This window comes from Methyloceanibacter methanicus (genome assembly GCF_001723285.1).
GTDB classification, from domain to species: Bacteria; Pseudomonadota; Alphaproteobacteria; order Rhizobiales; family Methyloligellaceae; genus Methyloceanibacter; species Methyloceanibacter methanicus.
On record NZ_LPWG01000003.1, the window covers coordinates 112,240 to 136,670 of the forward strand.

Sequence of the window (24,431 nt, forward strand, 5' to 3'; positions counted from 1 at the left end):
CGGCCGAAGAGACGCGCCGATGCGATAGGCGGTTAGACGCCAGACCAAGATAGCCAGACCAACGATAGGAGACCTCAAATGTCGCTCATTATCTTCCTGGTGGTCGGCCTGATCGCCGGCGTACTCGCCTCGTATTTGATGGGGCGGAAAAACGACCTTCTCACCAATCTGCTGATCGGCGTGGTCGGCGCGGTCGTCGGCGGCCTGCTGGGCGGGCTGATCGGCATCAACGCATCGAACATCATCGGCCAAATCATCATCGCGACCGCCGGCGCGGTCTTGTGTATTTGGCTTTGGCAGCGGATGCGTTAGGGTCGGCGCGGCCTGACAGCAAAAAGGGAGGCTAGCATGGAAGCTCACGGGTTGTTCTCGATGCCGGGCGTCGGATTCATCGGCATGATCATCATCGGCATTCTCGCCGGTTACATTGCCGAGAAGATCACGGCCAGCGATCACGGCCTCTTCACCAATTTTCTGGTCGGTATCGCCGGTTCGTTTCTCGGCGGCACGCTCGCGCGGGTCGTGGGCGTCGAGTTCTACGGATGGCTGGGTAACCTCATCGTCGCCTCGATCGGCGCGGTCATCGTCATTTGGCTTTGGCGCAAGATCAATCCATAGCAAAGATCGCCAAGGCTCAGATCAACAAGTTCACGCATGGTCACACTGCTGAATTCCGTTCAAGGACCTGATAAAAGGCTGCGCCATCCCGAGAAGGCACGGCTGCCCGATACGCCTGCGATGCGCAAACCGGCGTGGATTCGCGTCAAGGCACCCGCAACCCAGACCTTCGAGGGCACGCGGACGACGCTGCGCCGTCACGGTCTCCATACGGTCTGCGAGGAGGCGGCCTGTCCGAATATCGGAGAGTGCTGGTCGAAACGGCACGCCACCGTGATGATCATGGGCGACGCGTGCACGCGCGCATGCGCCTTCTGCAACGTCGCGACCGGCAAGCCGGCCCATCTCGATCCGGACGAGCCTGCGCGCACGGCCGCCGCCATCGCGGATCTCGACCTGACCCACGTGGTCGTGACCTCCGTCGACCGGGACGACCTCGCCGATGGCGGGGCCGCGCATTTCGCGCAGACCATCATTGCCATCAGACGGGCCGCGCCCAAGACCACCATCGAAGTGCTGACCCCGGACTTCATGCGCAAGGAGGGGGCGCTTGAGGTGGTGCTGGAGGCAGGCCCGGACGTGTTCAACCACAATGTCGAGACGGTGCCCTCGCTCTACCGGCGCATTCGGCCCGGGGCGAACTTTGCGCACTCCGTCACGTTGTTGAGGGACGCGAAGCGTCTCGATCCGGCGGTCTTCACGAAGTCGGGGATCATGATCGGTCTCGGCGAGACGGACGATGAGGTCGAAAGCCTGATGGATGATCTGCGCGCGGCCGATGTCGACTTCCTCACCATTGGGCAATATTTGCAGCCGACCCGCAAACACGCCGCGATCACGCGCTTCGTCACGCCGGAACGCTTTGCGGAGTACAAGCGCGTCGGCGAAGCCAAGGGCTTTCTGCTCGTTGCGTCCACGCCGCTGACCCGCTCGTCCTATCATGCGGGGGAAGACTTCGAACGCCTGAAAGCGGCGCGGCTCGCGAGCTCCGCGCTTAAGGTCTAAACCGCCACGATGCAGACTTTCGAAACCCGGCATCCCGTCGCCCACGCGGCCGACGACATGTATGCGCTCGTCGCCAATGTGGAGGACTATCCGAAGTTCCTGCCGCTTTGCGAGGCGCTCACCGTCGTTCGCCGCGAGACCATCGACAGCAAAGAGATTCTGACCGCAAACATGGAGGTCGGCTACAAGCTGATCCGGGAGCGATTCACCAGCCGGGTGACGCTCGATCCGGCGGCGCGGTCGATCCTCGTCGAATATGTCGACGGGCCGTTCAAGCATCTGGAAAATCGCTGGTGCTTCGAACCGCGCGGCACCGGCGGCTCGGAGATCGACTTCTTCATCGCCTACGAGTTCCGCTCGCGCATGTTCGAGCGCCTGGTCGGCGGACTCTTCGACAAGGCGGTTCGGAAGTACACGGACGCATTCGAAGCGCGCGCCGATCAAGTCTATGGCGCGAAGCGCGCGGCGCTCACCACCTGAGAAGACACAGAGCGGACGTTAGGCGAGGGCGCGCAACATCAAAAGCGCGCATTCCACGCTGCGCCGGCGCACCTCCTCACGGCCGAGATCGCCAAACGCCATGCATTGATGCCGCATCGGCAGGTCGCGGCGTCCGGCCGCGAAGTGAACGAGGCCGACCGGCTTGTCCACACTGCCGCCGCCTGGCCCCGCGATGCCGGTGACGGCCACGGCCAGCGTGGCATTGCTGTGAGTCAACGCGCCGCCGGCCATGGAGCGAGCAACCTCCTCGCTCACCGCGCCGTGCTTCTCGATCATCCAGAAGGGGACACCGAGCATTTCGGACTTTGCCGTGTTGGTGTAGGTGACGAAGCCGCGATCGAACACATCCGAGGATCCCGGAACCGACGTCAGCGCGGCCGAAACCAGCCCGCCCGTGCAGGACTCGGCCGTGGCGATCAGATCGCTGTGCGCCCGCGCGGCGGCGAGCACCCCCGCCGCCAAGACCGACAGCGGATCGGACGTTTGGCCGCCGCCGCTCATGGCAGCGTGACCGTCGCCGTGGCCATGGCCGCGATGCCTTCCTCGCGGCCGACGAAACCAAGCTGCTCGTTCGTGGTGGCCTTCACGCTGACCTGGGACAGGTTCAGACCCAGAATGTCCGCGATCGTCCCGCGCATGGCATCCCGGTGGGGACCAATCTTCGGCGTCTCGCAGATCAGCGTCACATCAGCATGCATAATCGTGCCGCCCAGCGCCACGATCCGTTCGCCCGCGTCTCTCAGGAACACGTCGGAACTGGCGCCCCGCCAACGGGCATCGGACGGGGGGAAATGCGCTCCGATATCGCCGTCGGCGATCGTGCCGAGCAGAGCATCCGTCAGCGCGTGCAGGCCCACATCCGCATCGCTGTGTCCGAGCAGCGTTCGTGTATGGGGAATGCGCACGCCGCAAAGCGTGACCGCATCGCCCGGCCCGAGCCGGTGAACGTCATAGCCGGATCCCACGCGCACGGTTCCCGCAGGCGCACCGCCTTGCTGCATCAATCGATCGGCGATCATCAAGTCCTCCGCCGTGGTCAACTTGCGATTGTCTTCGGACCCTTCGACGATCGCCACGTTCAGTCCAAACCACTCGGCCACCGACGTATCGTCCGTGAACTCGAGTGTCGAATCGCGCGCCGCCGCCCGATGTGCCGTCAGGATCGACTGGAAGTCGAAACCTTGCGGCGTTTGGGCCCGGAACAGGCCCGCGCGCGCGACCGTTCCCGCCACGCGCCCATTGGTCTCGCGCTTCAGCGTGTCCGTCACCGGCACACAGGGCAGGGCACCGGGACTTGTGGCAAGGGCGTCGATCACCCGGGTAATCAGCGCCGAATCGGCAAAGGGGCGCGCCGCGTCGTGGATCAGAACCCGGGCGGGAGCGTCGCCGGCCAGCGCCTCCAGCCCCAGGCGAACGCTGTCCTGACGCCGGCGCGCACCCATCACCGCGGGCAGGAGGTCTGCCGCGAACGGCGCGCTGGCCGCGCCGTAGAGCGCCATATCGTCCGGATGGATGACGACCAGAATGTCGCTCACGCCGGGATGGGAGGCAAAGGCCGAAAGCGTGCGGCTCAGCATGGGTACGCCGCCGACCTCGCAATACTGTTTGGGCTGCGAGGCCTCGGTCGCGGCACGAGCCCCGCGCCCGGCGGCCACGATCAGGGCTGCAACACTCACGGAAATTGCCCCCGATCGCTGCAACAAGCCTGCCCATTCCCAGGGCTAAGCCCCTGAGTCTTATACGTGTTGCACTGCGGCATATCGAATATTGCCCCCAACTCAAAAGCCACGTATGTTGCCCAATAATAGTTCATGACTCGTTCGTGCTTATATTTTATGCACGTACCGTTTGGCCACCGGAAAGAGGCCGCGAGGATATAGGTATTGGCGCTCTCGACCAAAACATCAGGGGCGAGTCTAGGGGCAAAAGGTATTCCATGCGACGCGCTCGTCGACGCCCTCCCGCATCCGCTGCTGGTGATCGGCAAAGGCCTCGCGATCGAGTATGTGAACACCGCCGCTGAGGACTTCTTTCAGATGAGCGCCGGCGTGCTGTGCCGGCACAGCCTGCCGGACGTCGTCGCCTTCGGCTGTCCGCTCGTCGCACTCGTCGAACAGGTTCAGCGCAACGGCACCACCGTCAACGAATACGGCGTGGAGCTGAGTTCGTTCCGCTTCGAGTCGACAAAGCTCGTGGATCTTTACGGCGGTCCGGTGCCGGTCCCGAATAGCGGTGTGATGGTCATGATCCAACAGCGCAGCATGGCCCAAATGATCGAGCGCCAACTCACCCATCGCGGCGCGGCGCGGTCCGTCTCCGGCCTTGCCGCGGTTCTGGCGCATGAAATCAAGAACCCGCTGTCGGGCATACGCGGCGCGGCGCAGCTTCTCGAAGGCGAGTGCAACGAATCCGACCGTACACTGACGCAATTGATCTGCTCGGAGTCGGACCGGATCTGCAAGCTCGTCGACCGCATGGAAATCTTCGGGGACGAGCGGCCGCTCCAACGCGAGCCGGTGAATATTCACGACGTTCTCGACCATGTGAAGCAGGTGGCTTCGACGGGCTTCGCCAGCAACATCAAGATCGTCGAGAACTACGATCCCTCGCTCCCGCCGGTCCCGGGGAGCCGCGACAAGCTCGTCCAGGTGTTCTTGAACCTCGTCAAGAACGCGGCCGAGGCGATCGGAGACCAGCGAAACGACGGCCAGATCACCCTGTCGACGGCGTTCCGGCCCGGCGTCAGGCTTTCGGTTCCCGGTAGCCAGGCCCGCGTGAGCCTGCCACTCGAGATCGCCGTCGAGGACAATGGCAGCGGGGTGCCCGCCGATCTGATCCAGCACCTGTTCGATCCGTTTGTGTCCACGAAACCGTCGGGGACCGGTCTTGGCCTTGCCTTGGTCGCCAAGATCATCGGCGACCATGGCGGCATCATCGAATGCGATTCCCGGCCGCGCTACACGGTGTTCCGCGCGCTGATGCCGATGGCGAGCGGTGACGGCACGACCAAGACGGCCAAGACGGCAAAACCCAACGAAGCAGAGACCTAAGAGACAGACCGAAGTATGGGAAAAGGCAATATCCTGATCGCCGACGACGATGCGGCAATCCGAACGGTCCTGAACCAAGCCCTTGCCCGCGCCGGTTACGCGCCGCGCGCGACCGGAAACGCAGCGACGCTGTGGCGCTGGGTCAGTCAAGGAGACGGCGATCTCATCATCACCGACGTGGTGATGCCCGACGAAAGCGCGTTCGACCTGATCCCGCGCATCAAGAAGCTGCGGCCGGACTTGCCGATCGTCGTGATGAGTGCGCAGAACACGTTCATGACCGCCGTCACCGCGGCCGAACGCGGGGCCTACGAATACCTGCCCAAGCCGTTCGACCTGAACGAACTCATTTCGGTTGTCAGCCGCGCGCTCGCCGAACCGCGCAAGAAGGTGCAACCGCTCCCGGCAGAGTCCAGCGACGGCATGCCTTTGATCGGGCGATGCCCGGCGATGCAGGACATTTACCGCATCCTCGCACGGCTGACCCAAACCGATCTCACCGTCATGATCACCGGCGAGTCCGGCACGGGCAAGGAACTCGTCTCCCGCGCGCTGCACGAATACGGCAAGCGCCGGAACGGCCCCTTCGTCGCGATCAACATGGCCGCGATCCCGAGGGAACTGATCGAGTCGGAATTGTTCGGCCACGAGAAGGGCGCCTTCACCGGCGCGCAGACCCGCCATGTGGGCCGCTTCGAACAGGCCGAAGGCGGCACGCTCTTTCTCGACGAGATCGGCGACATGCCGATGGAGGCGCAGACACGCCTCCTGCGCGTGCTGCAGGAAGGCGAATATACGACCGTAGGCGGACGGACGCCCATTCGCACCAATGTGCGCATCATCGCCGCCACAAATCGCGATCTGCAGCAGCAGATCGATCAGGGTCTCTTCCGCGAGGATTTGTACTACCGGCTCAACGTCGTGCCGTTGCGCCTGCCGCCCTTGCGCGAACGGCTCGAGGATATTCCCGATCTGGTGCGCCACTTCCTGGCCATCGCCGAGAAAGAGGGGCTTCCGCCCAAGAGCTTCGAGACCGGCGCGATCGAACGGCTCAAGCGCCACAACTGGCCGGGCAATGTGCGCGAGCTTGAAAACCTGGTGCGCCGCCTCTCGGCGATCTACACACAGGACATCGTGACCGTCGACATGGTGGAGAGCGAATTCGCGCCGAGCGCACGCCCGACGTCATTCAGCGATGCGCGCGAAGCCACGGCGGACCTGTCCGAAGCAGTGGAGCGCTATCTCAGCGACTACTTCATGAGTTTCGGACAGGAGCTTCCGCCGGCGGGCCTCTACACGCGAATCCTGCGTAAGGTGGAATCCCCGCTCATCACGGCCGCCTTGGCCGCGACCCGGGGCAACCAGATCCGCGCCGCCGATCTCCTCGGGGTGAACCGCAACACGCTGCGCAAGAAGATCCGCGATCTCGGCATCAAGGTCATCCGCACCCCGGCCGCTTAGGCCCTGGTCAGACCCAGGCACCGCCCCCATATTGGCCCCATGCGCGCGCTCCGGGGTGGGGGCCGCGCCACACCGTAACCGCCACGTCGCCTGTCGCCAAAGCGCCACAATGTGATCTTATTGCATCATATTTGTGGTCAATATGCCGCATCGATGAGAGTCGGCTCGAAGCTGACGTCCGACTTGAGAGGGAGAGCAGCACGCTTTGCGCGACCCCAAGCCAGATAAGAAAATCGCTAAGGACGGCAGCGGTTTATCCGCACCACCGAAAGTGATCCAAGAGCATGAGCCGGACGGGCAGACCACCGTGCGGGCGAAACGTCGGCGGCTCCAATTTACTCTCGGCCTCATCATCATGGTGCTGTCCCTGTGCGCGGGACTGGCAACCTATCTCGTTCTGACGGGGCTCACGCCGATCGTGCCCACGCAGCAGGTGGTGGTGACCACCTTGCTCATAAACGCGGTGCTCGTGGCCGCCATGATCGGGCTGATCGCCTGGCAGGTGACGGGGCTGTGGCTCGCCAGACGGCGCCATGAAGCGGGCGCGCAACTGCATGTGCGCATCGTGAGCCTGTTCAGCGTCATCGCCGTGGTGCCGGCGATCGCGCTGGCGATCTTCGCCAGCATCTCGCTCGACCGCGGTCTCGATCACTGGTTCTCCAGCCGCACGAAATCCATCATCCAGAATTCGATCGACGTGGCCACGGCCTATCTCCAGGAGCACGGGCAGGTCATCCGCGCCGACACGGTCGGCATGGCCAAGGACATCGACGAAGCGGTCGAACTGGTTCGGGCCCGCCCGCAAGGGTTCGGGAACTTCTTAAACGCCCAGGCCGCGATCCGCGCCATCCCGGGTGCCTATCTGATCGATCGCAAAGGCAAGGTGCTCGCGACGGCGGCCTCGATCCCGGAAATGCCGTACCGGGCGCCGCCCACGGAAGCCATGGACCTTGCCGAGAAAGGGCAGGTGATCGTCATCGCGCCCGGCAAGACCAGCATGGTCGGCGCCATCAAGAGTCTCGACAATTTCGACGACACCTTTCTCTACGTGATCCGCCCGGTGAACGCGCGCGTGTTGCAGCAGTTGCGGGCAACGCGCGCGAACGTTGCCGAATATCAATTGCTCGAGCAGCGGCGCGCCGGCGTCCAGGTCGCGTTCGGCCTCATGTATGTGGCCATCGCGCTGACGCTGTTGTTGTCGGCGATCTGGATCGGCATGTGGTTCGCCAACCGCCTGGTCGCGCCGATCGGCCAGCTGATGGGCGCCGCCGAGGAAATCAGCCACGGCAATCTCGGGGTGAAGGTGGACGTCAACCCGGCCGATGGCGACCTGGCCGTGCTTGGCTCGACGTTCAATACGATGACGGCCGAGCTCAAGACCCAGCGCGACGAGCTGGTCGGCGCCAACGTGACCCTCGACGAGCACAACCGCTTCATGTCGGCCGTGCTCTCGGGCGTGACCGCGGGCGCGGTCGGTGTGGATGCGAGCGGGACGGTCAATCTGGTCAACCGCTCCGCGGAAGAGCTACTCGGTCTGAAAGGCACGGACCTTGTCGGAACGAAGCTCGCCGACGCGGTGCCCGAATTCGCCCCCCACCTCAAGCGTGCCCGCAAGCAGGGCCGGCGTCCCGGGACCGATCAGGTCTCGCTGCGGCGGCGCGGCTCGGAGCGCAATTTCGCCGTCCGTGTCACCAGCCAAGGCGACGGGCAGGGCTACGTGGTCACCTTCGACGACATCACCGAGCTGGTTGTCGCGCAGCGCTCCACCGCCTGGGCCGACGTCGCCCGCCGCATCGCCCACGAGATCCAGAACCCGCTCACGCCGATCCAGCTATCCGCGGAACGCATTCGCCGCAAATACGGCAAGGTCATCACCGAGGATCGCGAAATCTTCGAACAGTGCACCGACACGATCGTACGGCAGGTCTCCGATATCGGCCGCATGGTGGACGAGTTCTCCGCCTTCGCGCGCATGCCCAAGCCCGTCATGGAAATGCACGACGTGCGTGAGATCGTGCGCGAGGCCGTGTTTCTCTTCCAGGTCAGCCGCCCGGATATCGACTTCACGCTCGATCTGCCGGACAAGCCGGTCACGACCATGTCGGACCAACGGCTCCTCACCCAGGCCGTCACCAACCTGGTCAAGAACGCCAGCGAGGGGATCGACACGGCCGTGGAGAACGATCCGGATCGCGCCGGGACCGGTGAAATCACGGCGAAGGTCACGACCAAGGGAGACCGGGTCTATGTCACCATCATCGACAATGGCTGCGGCTTGCCGAAGGAGGACCGCGATCGCCTGATCGAGCCGTATATGACCACCCGGGTCAAAGGCACGGGACTGGGCCTGGCCATCGTGCAACGCATTACCGAGCAGCACGGCGGCAAGTTGGTTCTGGCCGACGCACCAAAGCGCAACGGCAAGGTGGAGGGGGCGTCCGTGCGGATCGATCTGCCGATCGTGACGCGCGAGGAACCGGATAAGGTCATTGCGCCTGAGTCCGCATCCAAGCCCGAAACGAGTGAAGCGTCTGCCGAAGAAGAGGAAGTAACCCATGGCGTCTGACATCCTGATCGTCGACGACGAGGCCGATATCAGGGAGCTCATTTCCGGCATCCTGGAGGACGAGGGACATGGTACACGGCTCGCCAAGGACAGCGACGAAACGCTGAAGGCCATCGAGGAGCGCCGCCCCTCAATGGTCATTCTCGATATCTGGCTCCAAGGCTCGCGGCTCGACGGCCTCGATCTGCTGGAAGAAATCAAGAAGGCCCATCCGGACCTTCCCGTGATCATCATCAGCGGCCACGGCAATATCGAGACGGCCGTGTCGGCCATTCAGCGCGGCGCATACGACTATATCGAGAAGCCGTTCAAGGCCGACCGGCTCGTGCTGATCACCGCGCGAGCGCTCGAAGCCTCGAAGCTCAAGCGCGAGAACCGGGAACTGCGCGAACGCAGCACCTATTCCTTCGAAATGATCGGCAAGTCGAGCGCCATCACGCAGCTGCAATCGGCCATCGACAAGGTCGCCCCCACAAACAGCCGCGTCCTGATCAGCGGCCCCTCCGGCTGCGGCAAGGAACTGGCCGCGCGGGTGATGCACGCGAAGTCCCAGCGCGCCGACGGTCCGTTCGTGGTCCTCAACGCGGCGGCGATGGTGCCGGACCGGATGGAGCTCGAACTCTTCGGAACGGAGGAGGGGACCGGCTCGGGCCCCCGCAAGGTCGGCGCACTCGAAGAAGCCCATGGGGGCACGCTCTATATCGACGAAGTCGCCGACATGCCGCTGGAAACCCAGGCGAAGATCCTGCGCGTGCTGGTCGAGCAGCGGTTCCAGCGCCTCGGCGGCGGACCGAAGGTGCACGTGGATGTCCGGGTGGTCTCCTCGACCAGTCACGACCTGCAGAAGGAGATTTCCGCCGGGCGCCTGCGCGAAGACCTCTACCACCGCCTGAACGTGGTCCCGATCCGCATACCGGGGCTCTCCGAGCGCCGCGAAGACGTCCCCGATCTGGTGCGCTACTTCGTGCAGACCATCTCGGTGGCCTCAGGCTCCCCGCCGCGCCGCATCGGCGAAGACGCGATGGCCGTGCTGCAATCCCACGAATGGCCGGGCAATGTTCGCCAACTGCGCAACAACGTGGAGCGGCTGATGATCCTTGTCGGCGGCGATGCCGATACGATCGTCACGGCCGACATGCTCCCCGACGAAATCGTCTCGCCGGTGCCGCTGACGCCGAACGGGGCGGGGGGCGAGCATTTGATGTCCTTGCCGCTGCGAGACGCCCGCGAGATCTTCGAGCGCGAATATCTGCTGGCCCAGGTCAACCGTTTCGGCGGCAACATTTCCCGCACGGCCGAGTTCGTCGGCATGGAGCGCTCGGCACTCCACCGGAAACTTCGCGCTCTGGGTGTCAATTCGAATGAAAGAAACGCCGCAATGCGTTAGCATAGTTCAGGGACTCGCCTTTAGGGCGAGGCTTAGCTGCTAAATTCGTCCTAAGTCGAATAGCTTATAGACGCACATTGTGGTTGCGTATGAAGACTGTTCAGTGCCGGTTCGTCTCAATCCGGATCATATTTTGAGACCAAGCGTGAACCAAAGGGACAAACAAGCCCATGCCGACAGAGCGCACGCAAAGCTTGCAGGACACATTTCTCAACCATGTCCGCAAAAGCAAGATTCCGCTCACGATCTTCTTGGTGAACGGCGTCAAGCTGCAAGGCGTCGTGACCTGGTTCGATAATTTTTGCGTTCTGCTGCGTCGCGATGGCCATTCCCAGCTCGTCTACAAGCACGCCATCTCGACCATCATGCCAGGCCAGCCGATACAGCTTGCCGACATCGCCGATGCGGAAGGTGCCGCAGAGTAATTGCGTCCGACTGACCCGAAACAGCTCGCAAGCAACAAGGAACGAACAGAACGCGGCGAGGCGCATGCGGAGCATCCCGTGCGCGCCGTCGTCTTCGTGCCGATCCTCGACGTCCGGCCCGGCCGGGGTGCGCGGGAAGGCGCGCGGGGCCACGCTGCGGGCGTTCCCGACCGAACCCCACAGGCGAGACTTGAAGAAGCGGTCGGTCTCGCCGCGGCCATCAATCTCGACATTCGCGCGAGCGGGGTCGTTCCGGTCCCTCAGCCCAAGCCCGCGACCCTGTTCGGTTCGGGCAAAGTGGAAGAACTGGCGGGCGTGGTCCGCATGGAAGAGGTGGAGCTGGTCATCGTCGATCATCCGCTCTCGCCGGTCCAGCAGCGCAATCTGGAGACCGCATGGCAGGCCAAGGTGCTCGACCGGACCGGACTCATCCTGGAGATCTTCGGCGAACGCGCCCGGACGCGGGAAGGGCGCCTGCAGGTTGAACTGGCGCACCTCGTCTACCAGAAGAGCCGGCTGGTTCGCTCCTGGACGCATCTGGAACGGCAACGTGGCGGCTTCGGCTTTCTCGGCGGCCCCGGCGAGACCCAGATCGAAACCGACCGCCGTCTCCTGTCCGAGCGCATCACCAAGATCCAGAAAGAGCTGGAGCACGTCCGTCAAACGCGCGCGCTGCACCGAAAGTCGCGACAACGGGTGCCCTATCCGGCCGTCGCCCTGGTCGGTTACACCAATGCCGGAAAGTCAACGCTTTTCAATACGTTGACGGGCGCCGAGGTTCTCGCTCAGGACATTCTGTTCGCCACGCTCGATCCGACCATCCGCGCGCTTTGCCTACCCAATGGATCGAAGGCGGTCCTGTCCGATACGGTGGGCTTCATTTCCGACCTGCCCACCACGCTCGTGGCCGCGTTCCGCGCGACGCTCGAGGAGGTCCAGGAAGCCGACCTCATTCTCCATATCCGCGACATTTCCGATAGTGCGACCGCCAGCCAGCGCGCCGACGTGAACGCCGTGCTCGCCGATCTGGGCATCCACGCCGAGGAGGAACCGGACAGGGTGCTCGAGGTCTGGAACAAGGCCGACCTGCTCGACCCGGCCGAATTCGAACACGCGAAGAACGAGGCGGTGCGCCACGGTGCCATCCTCGTGTCCGCCGTGAGCGGACAGGGCCTCGACACCTTGCTCACCGAGATCGAAACCCGCCTCAACACGCGCCGGCAAACCCTCGATATCGTGCTGCAGCCTCAAGAAGGCGCACTGTCGAACTGGATCTACGAGAATTGCGAGGTGATCGCCCGCGCCGATCTTGGCGATGGCGCCACCTCCTTGCGCATTCGCGTGGCCCCGGAAAAACGCGACAAGCTTGCGCGGGTCGCGGGCGCATCGCGGCTGCAAACCGCGGCCGAGTAGGGCGCGCGCCCTACGCGTCATTCCCGCCTGTGGCGTCCTGTTTAGCGGCCTTCTCATCGCGCTTCGCCGCGTCCCAGAGCCGGTCCATCTCCTCGAGATCGGCGTCCTGGGGCTTCCGGCCCTGGGCCGCCAGCGCCGCCTCGATGTACTGAAACCGGCGTATGAACTTGGCGCACGTGCCGCGCAAGGCCGCTTCCGGATCCACGTGAAGATGCCGCGCCACATTCGCCAAAACGAAGGCGACATCGCCGAACTCGTCGGCTATGCGCTCCTGCGCTTCGCCCTTGGCGATGGCGTCCTTCAGCTCGGCAAGCTCTTCCTCGACCTTGCTGATGATCAGTCCGACATCGGACCAATCAAACCCCACATCCGCGGCACGCTTTTGAAGTTTGGCGGCGCGAGTCAGCCCCGGCATGCCCACCGGCACGTCGCTGAGGATGCTGGCCGGATTGGTGGCTTCGCCGCGCTCGGCTTTTTCTTCCGCCTTGATCTGTTCCCATAGGCCGGAACCGAGAAACGCATCGCGGCGGGTAGGGTCCTCGAACACGTGCGGATGCCGCCGGATCATCTTCCGGGTAATGACATCGGCCACGTCGTCGAACGAGAACGATCCCATCTCGTTCGCGAGCTGTGCGTGGTAGACGACCTGTAGGAGCAGATCACCGAGCTCCTCCTTCAGGGCATCCGTGTCGCCACGCTGGATAGCGTCCGCCACTTCGTAGGCTTCCTCGATCGTGTAGGGCGCGATGGTCTCGAAGCTTTGCTTCACGTCCCACGGACATCCCGTTTCGGGGTCGCGCAGACGCGCCATCACGGTCAGCAGATCCGCCAACGCGTAGGTCTTCTCGCCGCCGGGCGAGCGCGTATCAGTCATGGCAGCCATCCCGCAGAGCGGGCCCCAAAGATCCAGAAACTTGTCGACATATCAGTGCCTTACAGGAATACCCTCAATCCTGTCACGCCTCGGTCCGGAATTCGCATAAGGTATATTATGGAAAATATAGATGATGGGGCTGCAAGGGCCGGCAGCACCGCCGCCCTCGAGCCCGAACCCTCAGCGGCGCTCGTAATTGTCCCGGATCAAACGGTCGAGCAGCCGCACGCCGAAGCCCGAACCCCAGCTTCGATTGATGTCGCTGTTCTCCGCGGCCATGCCCGTACCGGCGATGTCCAGATGCGCCCAGGGCGTGTCCGGCTTGACGAAGCGCTGCAGAAACTGCGCGGCGGAAATCGAGCCGCCCCAGCGCCCGCCGGTGTTCTTGATGTCCGCGACCTTGGAGTCGATCAGCTTGTCGTATTTGGGACCGAGCGGCAGCCGCCACAATTTCTCGCCGGTCTCCAAACCGGCCGCGATCAGCTTGTCGGACAGGTCGTCGTTGTTGGAGAAGAGCCCTGCATGCACCTTTCCGAGGGCCACCATGATAGCGCCGGTCAGCGTGGCGAGATTGATGACGGCCGTCGGCTTGAACTTCTCCTGGGCGTACCAAAGACAGTCGGCCAGAACCATGCGCCCTTCCGCGTCGGTGTTCAGCACTTCGATGGTTGTCCCCGACATGGCCTCGACGACGTCGCCCGGGCGCGTCGCCATTCCGCTCGGCATGTTCTCGACGAGACCGATCACGCGACCGCATTGACCTTGGCCTTGCGTTCGGCGAGCGCCAGCATCAGGCCCACCACGCACGCGGCACCCGCCATGTCGCCCTTCATGTCCTCCATGCCGGCGGCGGGCTTCAGAGAGATGCCGCCGGTATCGAACGTCACGCCCTTGCCGACGATCGCGATGGGATCGCCGCCGCGCACGCCCGCCCCTTTCCACTGCATCACCGCGACATGACTCGTGTTCTCGCTCCCCCGCCCCACGGCCAGAAGCGCGCCCATCCCGAGCCGCTTCATCTGCGCCTCGCTCAGAACCGTGACCTGGACGCCGGCTTTGGTGAGCGTTTTTGCGCGTGCCGCGAACTCCGCCGGGGTCAGAACGTTGGCCGGCTCGTTGACGAGATCGCGCGCGAAGACGCCGTCGACGATGGCGCGCTCCGGCGCGTAGGCGCGGCCGGCCGCGCGCGGGTCAGCGCAATGGATAACGAACTTCTTCAGCGTCATTGCGTCCGCGTCCGCCGCGGGCTTGTTGGACTTGTACTTGTCGAAGCTGTAGTTGCGGAGCTGAGCGCCGAGCGCGAAGCTGGCAATGTCCTCGACGGGCAGCTCGCCCCTCGCCGCTTCCAGGTAGACATGCGCCGTGTCCCCTTCCTGGCCGGTCAGCTTGCCGCGAACGGTCCCACCGAGATTGACCCAGTCGTCATTGGCGAAGTCCTTCGGCTTGCCGAGACCGACGAGAACAATGCGCGCGAACTTGACCCCTTGCGCGCCAGCACATCCACGCTCGTTCCCTTCTTGCCCTTGAACGCCGAGACTTTCGCAGCAGCCCTGAGAAGGCCCTTGGTCTTCTTGTCGAGAGCCTGCGCGGTCGGCGAGAGCTTGGGGCCCTCCTCGGCAAAAACTACGGCAGTGCCGTCCGCGGCTGCGGCGGACGGGCTGGCAAAGGACAACGTCGTCGGATTGGTCAAGGTAAACTCCATCGGTGGGCCGCGCCGCCAAGACGTGAGGCGACGGAAAACAGGAAAAAGCCGTCACGGGCGCCCGCGCGCCCGTGGTGCAACAATGCAACAGCGGCAGGAAATCGTTCGACCTTCGTAAGTCTTGCGCGAAGTGAAAGCAACCCATTCGAAATGGCCGAAATTCCGCCACGTTGGGCTGGTCAGATTTGCAATACAAACCAGCCGGTTGCCGCGAATTTGGGGGCATTTTCGGGGGGCCGGGTTTCGGGTCGTTTTGGGGACGTCGAACATACAGGCTCATGACGCTGTTTAGCCGATACATGTTTCGGCAGGTGACGAGTGCGTTCCTCCTCATCCTGCTGACGCTGACGGCCATTATCTGGCTGGCTACAGCGTTGAAACAGCTCGACCTTATTACATCGCAAGGTCAGGGCCTGACGATATTTTTCCAGATGACCGCGCTCAGCCTGCCGAGCCTTATCACGCTCATCGCCCCCAACGCCGTCCTCATGGCCAGCCTCTACACCCTCGACCGGATGAACGGCGATAGCGAGATCATCGTCATGACCGCCGCCGGCGCGACCGTCTGGCGGATCTGCCGCCCCCTCATCGCCCTGGCCCTGATCGTGAGCGTCCTGATCCTGGCGGTGAACGTGTTCGTCAACCCCGCCTGCATGCGCGCCTTCCGCGACCTCATCACGCAGGTACGCGCCGACCTGATCTCCCAAGTCCTTCAACCAGGACGATTTTCCAGCCCCGAGCGCGGCCTGACCTTTCACATTCGCGACCGCGCCCAAGACGGAGAACTGCTCGGACTCCTGTTCCACGACGAACGCGATCCCAAGCAGGTGATGAGCTACCTCGCCGATAGAGGACGAATTCTCTCCAATGACGAGGGCAGTTTTCTGATCATGTTCGATGGTTACGTACATCGATACGATGCAAAGGACGAAGAAAAGGCCGTCCAGATCATCGCCTTTGATCAGAATATGGTCGATCTTTCCAAATTCGCTCCAAAAAATGACTCCGGGAGTAAGCTTGAGCCCAAGCAAATGTCATTTTCGAGCCTCATAAATCCCCCGGAAGACGAAAATATTTCCGAGACAGACAATGGGCTCTTGCGTTACGAATTACATGAACGCTTGTCGACTCCGCTCTATCCACTTGCGTTCATCTTTCTCGCTATTGCTCTGATGGGCCAAGCACGCACGACTCGCGAGAGTCGATGGGGGCAGATTATCACCGTTTTCGGGCTTGCGATCGCCCTCAGAGTGGCCGGCATCATGGCGGGGAATCTGGTCACGCTGAATGCGTGGGCGGTGATCCTCGTATATGCTATTCCGATCGGGGCGATTCTGATTGCGGCGTGGACGGCGCACGTTAGAATGTCGCCAGAACTGCGGTCCAAGCTGAACTTCGAGCTCAAGTTTCAGCCAAAAAACATAAAGTTGTGGACCGCACGAGGGGTACAGACGGGGTGAAGGCGCAGATGCCAGGCATCAGTGCAGGTGGAACGCTCGCGCGCTATTTCTCTGCGCGCTTCCTCGCCGCTATGGTGGCGATGTTCCTAATCTGCTGCGTGCTGATCTTCTTCGTAGACTTCATCGAGATTCTACGGCGCTCGGGAAAATACTCGAACGAAGCGTCGGGTTTTCTTCTGGTGTGGATCACCCTTCTGCGTTTGCCGTCGTTTTCGGAACTCACCCTACCCTTCGCAGTTCTCATCGGGACGATCGTGATCTTCCTGATGCTCAGTCGTACCTCCGAACTTGTCGTCTTGCGCGCCGCCGGCGTCTCGGTGTGGCAGTTCACCCTTCCTGCCCTCGTCGTCGCCTTCCTGCTCGGGATCGGATTCGTCACCGTCTACAATCCGATTGCGGCGTCCGCACGCGGCGAGGCCGAGCGGCTCTATTCGGCCGCGTTCGGCAAGGACGACAGCTTCCTGCAATCGGCCGGGAAGTCTGGTGCGTGGTTGCGCGAGGATGGCGCGGATGGCCCCTCCGTGGTGCATGCCTTGCGTGTCCTGAACCAGGGACTCGAACTGCGCGGCGTTTCCGTCTTCCAGTACAACGCCAAGCACGAACTGACCGAGCGCATCGAAGCCAAGCGCGCTGTGTTGAACAACGGCCGCTGGGATTTGGAGCAGGCCTGGGTCAGCGCACCCGGGCGCGAACCGGTCCTGCACGAGAGCTATCTGCTCAGCACCTACCTCACCCCGACCCAGGTGCGTGACACGCTCGGCACCGTCTACTCGATTTCGTTCTGGGATTTGCCCAACTTCATCGAGATTGCCGAGCGGGCCGGTTTGCCGGCCACCCAGTACCGCGTTCAATACCAATTGCTTCTGTCGCGACCGTTCCTGTTGGTGACCATGGTGCTGATCGCGGCGACCTGCTCGTTGCAAAGCTTCCGCTTCGGCAACGTGCAAATCAACGCCGTGTTCGGATTGGCCGCCGGATTCGGGTTCTCGTCTTTGCCGGAGGTCTCGCGAAACTTCGCGATGTCAGGGCTCACCTCGGCGGTCGCGGCCGCGTGGATTCCGGTGATCGTCGCCATGTCGCTCGCACTCACTGTGCTCTTGTACAAAGAGGACGGATGACGATGCGCGCGGCACTCATAATCCTCCAAGCAATGCGCCGGGCTCTGCCCGGCCTTAGCGCGTCTAACGGGGGGCGTACGGCGGTTCCACTCCTGGTGCTTGCGGCCACGCTTGGCGCGTTGTTGACCTCTCACGAACGCGCCCATGCGCAAGCGCAAACCGGCCTCGAGCAGATCGTTCGGGCGCCGGACGTCAAGTCGTCGGACCCCATGCTGCTGCAGGCCGACGAACTGATCTACGAGAACAACAACGCGCGCGTTACGGCCAAAGGCAACGTCGAAGTCTATTACGGGGACTACACGCTCCTCGCCGATCGGATCGTCTACGACCGCAACGCCAACACGCTTGCGGCCGAAGGGAACGTCCGCATGAAGGATCCCGACGGCGCCATCATCACGGCGAACGAGCTGACCCTCACCGACGACTTCCGCGACGGTTTTGTCGACGCCCTCAAATTCGTCTCCCAGGACGACACGCGCATTTCGGCTCAATCCGCATCGCGCGAGGCCGGCAATGTCACCGTGTTCCAGAAAGGCATGTTCACGCCCTGTAAGATCTGCCGGGAAAATCCCGAGAAGGCGCCGACCTGGCGTATTCGGGCAGGCAAGATCACCCACAAGCGCGATCAAGCGAAGATCACGTTCAACGACGCGGTCTTCGACCTCTTCGGCGTGCCGGTTCTCTGGGTCCCCTACTTCGAGACCGCGGACCCCACGGTCAAGCGCAAGTCGGGCTTCCTGATTCCGTCGTACAGCCATTCCGACGAGCTCGGCAGCACCGTTCAGGTGCCCTACTACTTCGCCCTGTCGGACCACTACGATTTCACCTTCGCGCCCATGTGGACGGAGAAGGCGGGCACGCTCTTGCTCGGCGACTGGCGGCAGCGAACCGCCGCCGGCGGCTTCAACGTCGAGCTGGCGGGCGTCTTCGACAATGTCAACGACGACACCAGCCCCGCTTACGGAGAGGATTTTCGCGGCAGCATCAAATCCAAGGGCCGCTTCGCGCTCGATCCGTACTACTCCTGGGGTTGGGATGTAATGCTCGAGACGGATGAGACCTTCCGGCGCTACTACAACCTCGACTCGCGGCTCAGGACCGATCGCGTGTCGCAGGTCTATCTCGAGGGACTTCGCGGCCGGAACTACTTCTCGACGCGATTCTACAACACACAGAGCCTGCTGTTTACCGACGAGGAGTTCTCCGAGGCCGTCGTCTATCCGATCATCGACTACGACTACATCGTCGACACGCCGGTTATCGGTGGCGAGCTGAGTTTCAACAGCAACACGATGGTGTTCTCGAGCGCGGACGGCACGGACTCCAACCGGTTCATCATGGAAGCGCGCTGGCGGCGGCAGCTGACCGACGGGATCGGTCAGGTCTTCACGCCGTTCGGCCGTTTGCGCGGCGATGTGTATAGCCTCGACAATCCGGGCGTGCTGGAACTCGGGGGCACCGAAGACGTCACCATCGCCAACCCGAACACCCTCGCCGACAACCGCGATAACGGCACGATCTGGCGCGGCAACGCCGTTGCGGGTCTCGAATACCGCTATCCGTTCGTCGCCACGACCGGACGAATCACGCATACGATCGAGCCGATCGGACAGATCATCGCGCGGCCCAGCGCCATCGGCGATCAGCAGGAGATCCCCAACGAGGATGCGCTGAGCCTGGTGTTCGACGATACGATCCTGTTCGATATCGACAAGTTCTCGGGCTATGACCGGATCGAAACGGGCACCAGGGCGAATGTTGGCTTCGGCTATACCGCGCAGTTGATGGACGGCGGTTACGCCCGCGCCGTCTTCGGACAGAGCTACCAGATCGCTGGCGACAACGAGTTCGACACCACGTTCTATCAGCAGAGCGGCTTGGCTACGAGCAACTCGGACTACGTCACGGGCCTCTATGTCCAAACCGTCAGCGGGTTCTCGTTCACCGGGCAAGCGCGCTTCGACCAGGAGAGCTTCGATATAGTCCGGACCGATCTTGGCTCCACGCTCAACTACGGACCTGTCCAGGCGCGCGTGAACTATGCCCGCGTGCCCGGTGTCGTCGAGTCCAGTGCCATCACGCCGAACCTGACCAACGTCGTCAACGCCGACGCCGACGAGGAAATCCTCTTTGCCGGCGCGCTTGCGATCACGGACGAGTGGTGGCTGCTCGGCAATCTGCGTTACGACCTTGCCGGCGAACAGACCATCACGGACGGCCTTGGCCTCCGCTACAAGGACGATTGCTTCAAGATCGATGTGACCTACCAGCGCTCCTTTATTCGCGACCAGGACATCGAACCGGATGAACGCTTCGTCTTCACTTTCGCCCTTAAGCACCTCGGTGAGTACACCGCTCAGACTGATATTGGCGCGTTCACCGAAAGCGGCGACGAAGGTCTGTACCAATGATGACACGCCCCACATCGATCACCCGTTACAGTATCGCGGCGTTGGGCATGCTGGCCCTTCTGTTCCTGACGCTTGGGGCTCAGGCCCAGGACGTTGCAATCAAGCTGTTGGTGAACGACGACCCGATCTCCGATTACGACATCGCCCAACGCGCGCGATTTCTGCAGCTGACCGCCAAGGAGGAGCCCGGTCCGGCGCTGAATCAGAAGACCACCGAAATGCTGATCACGGAGCGTCTTCAATATCAGGAAGGCCGGAAGCTCGGCATCACGGCGAGTGAGGCGGACGTCGATCGCGTCGTGGAGGACATGGCCGCGCGGAACAATCTCGATGCGGCCGGCCTCTCCACCGCGCTCGGGCGCGCCGGCGTCAACGTCCAAACCCTTAGAACCGCATTGGCGCCCAGATGGTCTGGCAACGCGTGATCCAACAGAAATTCCGTCGGGAAGTTCAGGTGAACGACGCGCAGATCGACGAGGCCCTGTCCAATTCGAACGGCGGATCGTCCTCGGGTGGCATCAAGCAACTGCGCCTTCCCCTGCCCAGCGGGGCCGACCAGAAGATCGTCGCGGCGAAGGTCGCCGAAGCGGAGAATCTGCGCGCCCGTTTTCGCGGCTGTGGAAGCTTTCAGAGCTTGGCCAATGGCGTCGAGGGCGCGACGGTTCGAAACCTCAGGGTCCAAGACGCATCGACGCTGGGCTCCCCTGCCCGCATCCTCGTGCGAAACGCGAAGGTCGGACAAATGACGCCACCGACTGTGACGCACGCCGGCATAGAACTGTACGCCGTCTGCGCCGCACAAGCCGCGGCGGCAACCGGCGACTTGGATGTCCGCGACGAGGCTGAGCGGAAAATCCTGAATGACGAGCTGCGCGTCAAGGCCGAGGAATATCTGAAGGAAGTGCGCGAGAAGGCGTTCATCGAATACCGCTGACGGCGATGTTCGGAACCGGCCAGGCGTGCTAGGCCAATGCGCATGTCGTACCCGGCCGACAAACCCCTTGCCCTGACCCTCGGCGATCCCGCCGGCATCGGTCTGGACATCACCTTGCTCGCATTCGACGCCCGCCGTCGCGAAGGGCTCCAGCCATTCGTGTTCCTTGGCGACAAGCAGCTGTTGGAGGCGCGCGCCAAGGCGCTCGGCCTGTCCGTGCCGATCGCAACCGTGGCGCGGCCCCAGGAGGCCGTCGAGGTATTCGCCAACGCCCTGCCCATTCTTCCGATCCCGGTGCCTGTCGCCGTCACGCCGGGCGTCCCGGAGGCCGCCGCGATGCCCGCGGTGACGGCATCCATCGAAGCCGCGGTCGAAATGGTGCAGTCGGGCGAGGCGCGCGCTGTCGTCACCAACCCGATCTCGAAGTCGTGTCTGTATCAGGCAGGCTTCGAATTCCCAGGCCATACGGAATATCTCGCCGCCCTCGCCGCACAGAACGGTCGAGCCCCGCATCCGGTCATGATGCTCGCGTCCGACGTCCTCAAGGTCGTTCCCACGACCATCCATATTCCGCTGAAGGACGTGCCGGGTGCCTTGACGCAGGAGCTGCTCGCGAAAACCATCGCCATCACCGACCGCGACCTGCGCCGGCGGTTCGGACTCGCCCGTCCGAGACTGGCGGTGAGCGGTCTCAATCCGCATGCCGGGGAGGACGGCGCCCTCGGCCGCGAGGAGGTCGAAACGATCCGGGGCGCCATCGTCGCCGCGCAGGAAGCTGGCATCGATGTCAGCGGCCCCTACCCCGCCGATACGCTCTTTCATACGGCCGCGCGCGAGCGCTACGACGTGGCGATCTGCATGTATCACGATCAGGCTTTGATCCCCTTCAAGACGCTCGCCTTCGAAGTGGGCGTCAACGTCACGCTCGGACTGCCCTTCGTGCGCACCTCACCCGACCATGGCACGGCGTTCGACATCGCCGGTACCGGCAAGGCCAACCCGCGCAGCCTCATCGAGGCGCTGCGCCTCGCCGACACGATGAGCGCCGCCGTGGCCGGGGACACCGGATGACCGGGCCGGACGGTCTGCCTCCGTTACGCGAGGTGATCCGCGCGGCGGGGCTCTCGGCAAAGAAGAGCCTCGGACAAAACTTTCTGCTGGATCTGAACCTGACACGGCGGATCGCGCGCGCGCGGGGCCGCCTCGAAGGCGTCAGTGTCGTCGAGGTCGGCCCGGGTCCCGGCGGCCTCACGCGCGCCCTGCTTATGGAAGGCGCGGGCAAGGTCGTGGCGATCGAACGCGACGAGCGCTGTCTGGGGCCGCTTGAGGACATCGCCGCGGCCTATCCAGGCCGGCTCGAGATCGTGAGCGCCGACGCGAGGGACGTGGACTATGAGGCGTTGCCGGTCGGCGCGCCGGCCCGTCTCGTGGCCAATCTCCCCTACAGCGTCGGCACGCCGCTCCTGATCGGCTGGCTCAAGAGCGATCCGTGGCCGCCCTGGTTCGACAGTCTCGTGCTCATGTTTCAGCGCGAGGTTGCCGACCGCATCGTCGCGGCGCCCGGCGGAAAGGACTATGGACGCCTCGCCGTCCTGTCCCAATGGCGTACCGACCCGCGCATTCTGTTCTCGCTGCCACCCGACGCCTTCACCCCGAAGCCCAAGGTGGCATCGGCCGTGGTCAAGCTCGTGCCGCGCGAACACCCCGAACCGTCATGCGACATCGGCATGCTCGAAAGGGTCACCGCTGCCGCGTTCGGTCAGCGGCGCAAGATGCTCCGTGCAAGCCTCAAACAGGTGATGCCCGACCCGGAAGCGCTGCTCACAAAGCTCGGGCTCGACCCTCGGGCCCGTGCCGAGACATTGCAGATTTCGGACTTCTGCCGCATCGCAAACGCGCTCAGAAAACGCTGAGAAACAGCCGCCGCAGGACGGTCAGAGCTCGGTCAACAGACCTTGCACGAAGCCGTCGAGCCCAGTCAGCCGCGTGCGCTTCAAGCGCTCCGCCGCGAGCACCGCATGGACCGCCGCGACGGACTGATCCAGGTCGAAATTGACGAGCACGTAGTCGTAGTCTTTCCAGTGTTGGATTTCGTTGCTCGCGCCCGCCATGCGGCGCGCGACGACATCGTCGGAATCCTGAGCACGCGTTTTCAGCCGCTCCTCGAGCGCCCGCGCAGTCGGCGGAAGAACGAAGACGGAGACGACGTCGGTTGCGGCTTCCTTCCGCAACGACTCGGCGCCCTGCCAGTCTACGTCGAACAAGACGTCGCGGCCCTCCGCCAAAGCCTCGTCCACCGGCGCGCGCGTGGTGCCGTAGAAATTGTCGAACACGAGAGCCCATTCGAGGAAGGCCTTCTCGTCGCGCATCTGCGTGAAGGTCTTCTTGTCCACGAAATGGTAGTCCTTGCCGTCCACTTCGCCCGGGCGCCGTTGGCGTGTCGTGTGCGAAATCGAGGCGGCGATGCCGGCATCTTCCGTCAGACGCGGCGCGCGATCGTCGTCTTGCCCGCGCCCGAGGGTGAAGACAGCACCAGCATGAGACCGCGACGGTCGATCGTCTCCATGGGCGCGCTCATCGGTTCGGCTCACTCGATGTTCTGAACCTGCTCCCGCAGCTGATCGATAACCGATTTGAGCTCGAGCCCGATCCGGCTGATCTCGATCTCGGCGGCTTTGGAACAGGTGGTGTTGGCTTCACGATTGAACTCCTGCGCAAGAAACTCGAGCTTGCGTCCGGCAGGCTGACCTTCCGCAATCAGATCTCGCGCCGCGGCCACATGGGCGGTCAACCTGTCCAGCTCTTCCTGGATATCGGCCTTCGCGGCTAAGAGAAGCGCCTCCTGGTGCAAGCGCTCGGGGTCCAGGGATGCACCGGCCTCGTCCAGCTTCGCGATCTGCTCGCGAAGCCGCGCGGCCATCAGCTCCGGCTGCCGCGTCATGGCCGCGCTTGCCTGCGAGACCAGCCCGTCGATGGCCGAGAGCTGCGCCCCGATGACGTCTTCGAGCCGTTTCCCCTCGGCGATCCGCGCGGCGACGAGCTGATCCAGGGCCTCAGACAGTCCGGCCAAAAGAGCCTCGGCAAGGGCCTCCCGCTGCTCCTCGCTTTCCTCGGGCTCGGCGACCTCGACCACGCCCCGCATGCCGAGCAACGTGTCGAGCTTGGCGGGCTCGAGCAGGGTCTGTTTTTGCGCTTGTTCCGCCACGGCCAGCGCCTCGCTCAGTGCCGCCTCGTTCAGCCGGATTTCCATCTGGCCGACGTCGCGCTTCACCGCGAGCGACAGGGTACAGTTGCCCCGCACCAGCTGTTCCTGACAGCGCGCGCGAACGCGAGGCTCGAGCCGCTCCAGCCCCACCGGCAGGCGCAGGCGCAGATCCAAGGACTTGCCGTTCACGCTGCGAATTTCCCAGAACCAGCGGGTCTGTTCGTGAGTCCCATCGGTACGGGCGAAGCCGGTCATGCTCTTCAACGTCATTGGTCGTGCCCACCCTCGCCGGTCAGCGTGC

General features: G+C 63.5%; 21 protein-coding genes and 2 pseudogenes. 17 read left to right on the plus strand and 6 right to left on the minus strand.

What is annotated here, in order from left to right; translation table 11 throughout:
• Positions 1-78 precede the first annotated feature (78 nt).
• From AUC68_RS02470 to AUC68_RS02485, 4 genes are read left to right on the plus strand one after another with little or no spacing between them, the layout of a single operon-like run.
• The gene (locus tag AUC68_RS02470; protein WP_069436197.1) at positions 79-312 is read left to right on the plus strand and encodes a GlsB/YeaQ/YmgE family stress response membrane protein; all 234 of its coding nucleotides are present in this window, start codon (positions 79-81) and stop codon (positions 310-312) included.
• Between the two features lie 36 nt (positions 313-348).
• On the plus strand, positions 349-618 hold the full coding sequence (locus tag AUC68_RS02475; protein WP_069436198.1) for a GlsB/YeaQ/YmgE family stress response membrane protein: 270 nt from the start codon (positions 349-351) through the stop codon (positions 616-618).
• 36 nt (positions 619-654) lie between these two features.
• Entirely contained in the window at positions 655-1,623 is a 969-nt protein-coding gene (lipA, locus tag AUC68_RS02480) for a lipoyl synthase (RefSeq protein ID WP_069436199.1), read from the plus strand.
• 9 nt (positions 1,624-1,632) lie between these two features.
• Positions 1,633-2,103 (plus strand): type II toxin-antitoxin system RatA family toxin, encoded by a 471-nt coding sequence (locus AUC68_RS02485; protein ID WP_069436200.1) that lies wholly within the window; start codon positions 1,633-1,635, stop codon positions 2,101-2,103.
• Positions 2,104-2,121: 18 nt separating this feature from the next.
• Here the strand turns inward: AUC68_RS02485 and AUC68_RS02490 are convergent, their stop codons facing one another.
• Positions 2,122-2,625: a CinA family protein gene (locus tag AUC68_RS02490; protein WP_069436201.1), complete on the minus strand. Its 504-nt coding sequence runs from the start codon at positions 2,623-2,625 to the stop codon at positions 2,122-2,124.
• Positions 2,622-3,800 (minus strand): bifunctional 2-C-methyl-D-erythritol 4-phosphate cytidylyltransferase/2-C-methyl-D-erythritol 2,4-cyclodiphosphate synthase, encoded by a 1,179-nt coding sequence (locus tag AUC68_RS02495; RefSeq protein WP_083240325.1) that lies wholly within the window; start codon positions 3,798-3,800, stop codon positions 2,622-2,624. The genes AUC68_RS02490 and AUC68_RS02495 overlap by 4 nt, the downstream gene beginning before the upstream one ends.
• Before the next feature lie 207 nt (positions 3,801-4,007).
• On the opposite strand from AUC68_RS02495, the gene AUC68_RS02500 reads away from it, so the two are divergent.
• The 6 genes from AUC68_RS02500 (at position 4,008) to hflX (ending at position 12,426) form a co-directional block, all read left to right on the plus strand.
• Positions 4,008-5,174, plus strand: coding sequence for a two-component system sensor histidine kinase NtrB (locus AUC68_RS02500; protein ID WP_083240326.1), 1,167 nt, complete (start codon positions 4,008-4,010; stop codon positions 5,172-5,174).
• A 15-nt stretch (positions 5,175-5,189) separates the two neighbouring features.
• The gene (gene ntrC, locus AUC68_RS02505; RefSeq protein WP_069436203.1) at positions 5,190-6,635 is read left to right on the plus strand and encodes a nitrogen regulation protein NR(I); all 1,446 of its coding nucleotides are present in this window, start codon (positions 5,190-5,192) and stop codon (positions 6,633-6,635) included.
• Between the two features lie 271 nt (positions 6,636-6,906).
• The gene (locus tag AUC68_RS02510; RefSeq protein WP_069436204.1) at positions 6,907-9,201 is read left to right on the plus strand and encodes a sensor histidine kinase NtrY-like; all 2,295 of its coding nucleotides are present in this window, start codon (positions 6,907-6,909) and stop codon (positions 9,199-9,201) included.
• The gene (gene ntrX / locus AUC68_RS02515) at positions 9,191-10,588 is read left to right on the plus strand and encodes a nitrogen assimilation response regulator NtrX (protein WP_069436205.1); all 1,398 of its coding nucleotides are present in this window, start codon (positions 9,191-9,193) and stop codon (positions 10,586-10,588) included. Before AUC68_RS02510 ends, ntrX begins: the two co-directional genes overlap by 11 nt.
• 170 nt (positions 10,589-10,758) lie before the next feature.
• Positions 10,759-11,013, plus strand: coding sequence for an RNA chaperone Hfq (gene hfq / locus AUC68_RS02520; RefSeq protein ID WP_069436206.1), 255 nt, complete (start codon positions 10,759-10,761; stop codon positions 11,011-11,013).
• The gene (gene hflX, locus AUC68_RS02525) at positions 11,014-12,426 is read left to right on the plus strand and encodes a GTPase HflX (RefSeq protein ID WP_069436207.1); all 1,413 of its coding nucleotides are present in this window, start codon (positions 11,014-11,016) and stop codon (positions 12,424-12,426) included.
• 10 nt (positions 12,427-12,436) lie between these two features.
• On the opposite strand, the gene mazG is transcribed toward hflX, so the two are convergent.
• Both mazG and AUC68_RS02535 read right to left on the minus strand, forming a co-directional pair.
• A complete protein-coding gene (gene mazG / locus AUC68_RS02530; RefSeq protein WP_069436252.1) occupies positions 12,437-13,300 on the minus strand; it encodes a nucleoside triphosphate pyrophosphohydrolase in 864 nt (287 codons plus the stop codon).
• 180 nt (positions 13,301-13,480) lie between these two features.
• A pseudogene (locus tag AUC68_RS02535) lies at positions 13,481-14,990 on the minus strand (leucyl aminopeptidase).
• Between the two features lie 290 nt (positions 14,991-15,280).
• On the opposite strand from AUC68_RS02535, the gene lptF reads away from it, so the two are divergent.
• The 7 genes from lptF to rsmA all read left to right on the plus strand — a co-directional run bounded on the left by lptF (position 15,281) and on the right by rsmA (position 22,838).
• Entirely contained in the window at positions 15,281-16,462 is a 1,182-nt protein-coding gene (lptF, locus tag AUC68_RS02540; protein WP_069436208.1) for an LPS export ABC transporter permease LptF, read from the plus strand.
• An 8-nt stretch (positions 16,463-16,470) separates the two neighbouring features.
• Positions 16,471-17,580: an LPS export ABC transporter permease LptG gene (gene lptG, locus AUC68_RS02545; protein WP_069436253.1), complete on the plus strand. Its 1,110-nt coding sequence runs from the start codon at positions 16,471-16,473 to the stop codon at positions 17,578-17,580.
• A 122-nt stretch (positions 17,581-17,702) separates the two neighbouring features.
• Positions 17,703-19,991, plus strand: coding sequence for an LPS-assembly protein LptD (locus AUC68_RS02550; RefSeq protein WP_158008207.1), 2,289 nt, complete (start codon positions 17,703-17,705; stop codon positions 19,989-19,991).
• Positions 19,988-20,416: a SurA N-terminal domain-containing protein gene (locus tag AUC68_RS02555; protein ID WP_083240328.1), complete on the plus strand. Its 429-nt coding sequence runs from the start codon at positions 19,988-19,990 to the stop codon at positions 20,414-20,416. Before AUC68_RS02550 ends, AUC68_RS02555 begins: the two co-directional genes overlap by 4 nt.
• A gap of 29 nt (positions 20,417-20,445) precedes the next feature.
• Complete coding sequence (locus AUC68_RS02560; protein WP_141701050.1) at positions 20,446-20,925, plus strand: hypothetical protein; 480 nt, start codon at positions 20,446-20,448, stop codon at positions 20,923-20,925.
• 42 nt (positions 20,926-20,967) lie between these two features.
• Positions 20,968-21,996: a 4-hydroxythreonine-4-phosphate dehydrogenase PdxA gene (gene pdxA, locus AUC68_RS02565; RefSeq protein WP_069436254.1), complete on the plus strand. Its 1,029-nt coding sequence runs from the start codon at positions 20,968-20,970 to the stop codon at positions 21,994-21,996.
• Positions 21,993-22,838, plus strand: a complete 846-nt coding sequence (rsmA, locus tag AUC68_RS02570) for a 16S rRNA (adenine(1518)-N(6)/adenine(1519)-N(6))-dimethyltransferase RsmA (protein WP_069436212.1) — start codon at positions 21,993-21,995, stop codon at positions 22,836-22,838. Before pdxA ends, rsmA begins: the two co-directional genes overlap by 4 nt.
• 21 nt (positions 22,839-22,859) lie before the next feature.
• Here rsmA and gmk read toward each other — a convergent pair.
• Positions 22,860-23,503, minus strand: a pseudogene (gmk, locus tag AUC68_RS02575) (guanylate kinase).
• Positions 23,504-23,512: 9 nt separating this feature from the next.
• On the minus strand, positions 23,513-24,400 hold the full coding sequence (locus AUC68_RS02580) for a YicC/YloC family endoribonuclease (protein ID WP_069436213.1): 888 nt from the start codon (positions 24,398-24,400) through the stop codon (positions 23,513-23,515).
• Between the last annotated feature and the right edge of the window lie 31 nt (positions 24,401-24,431).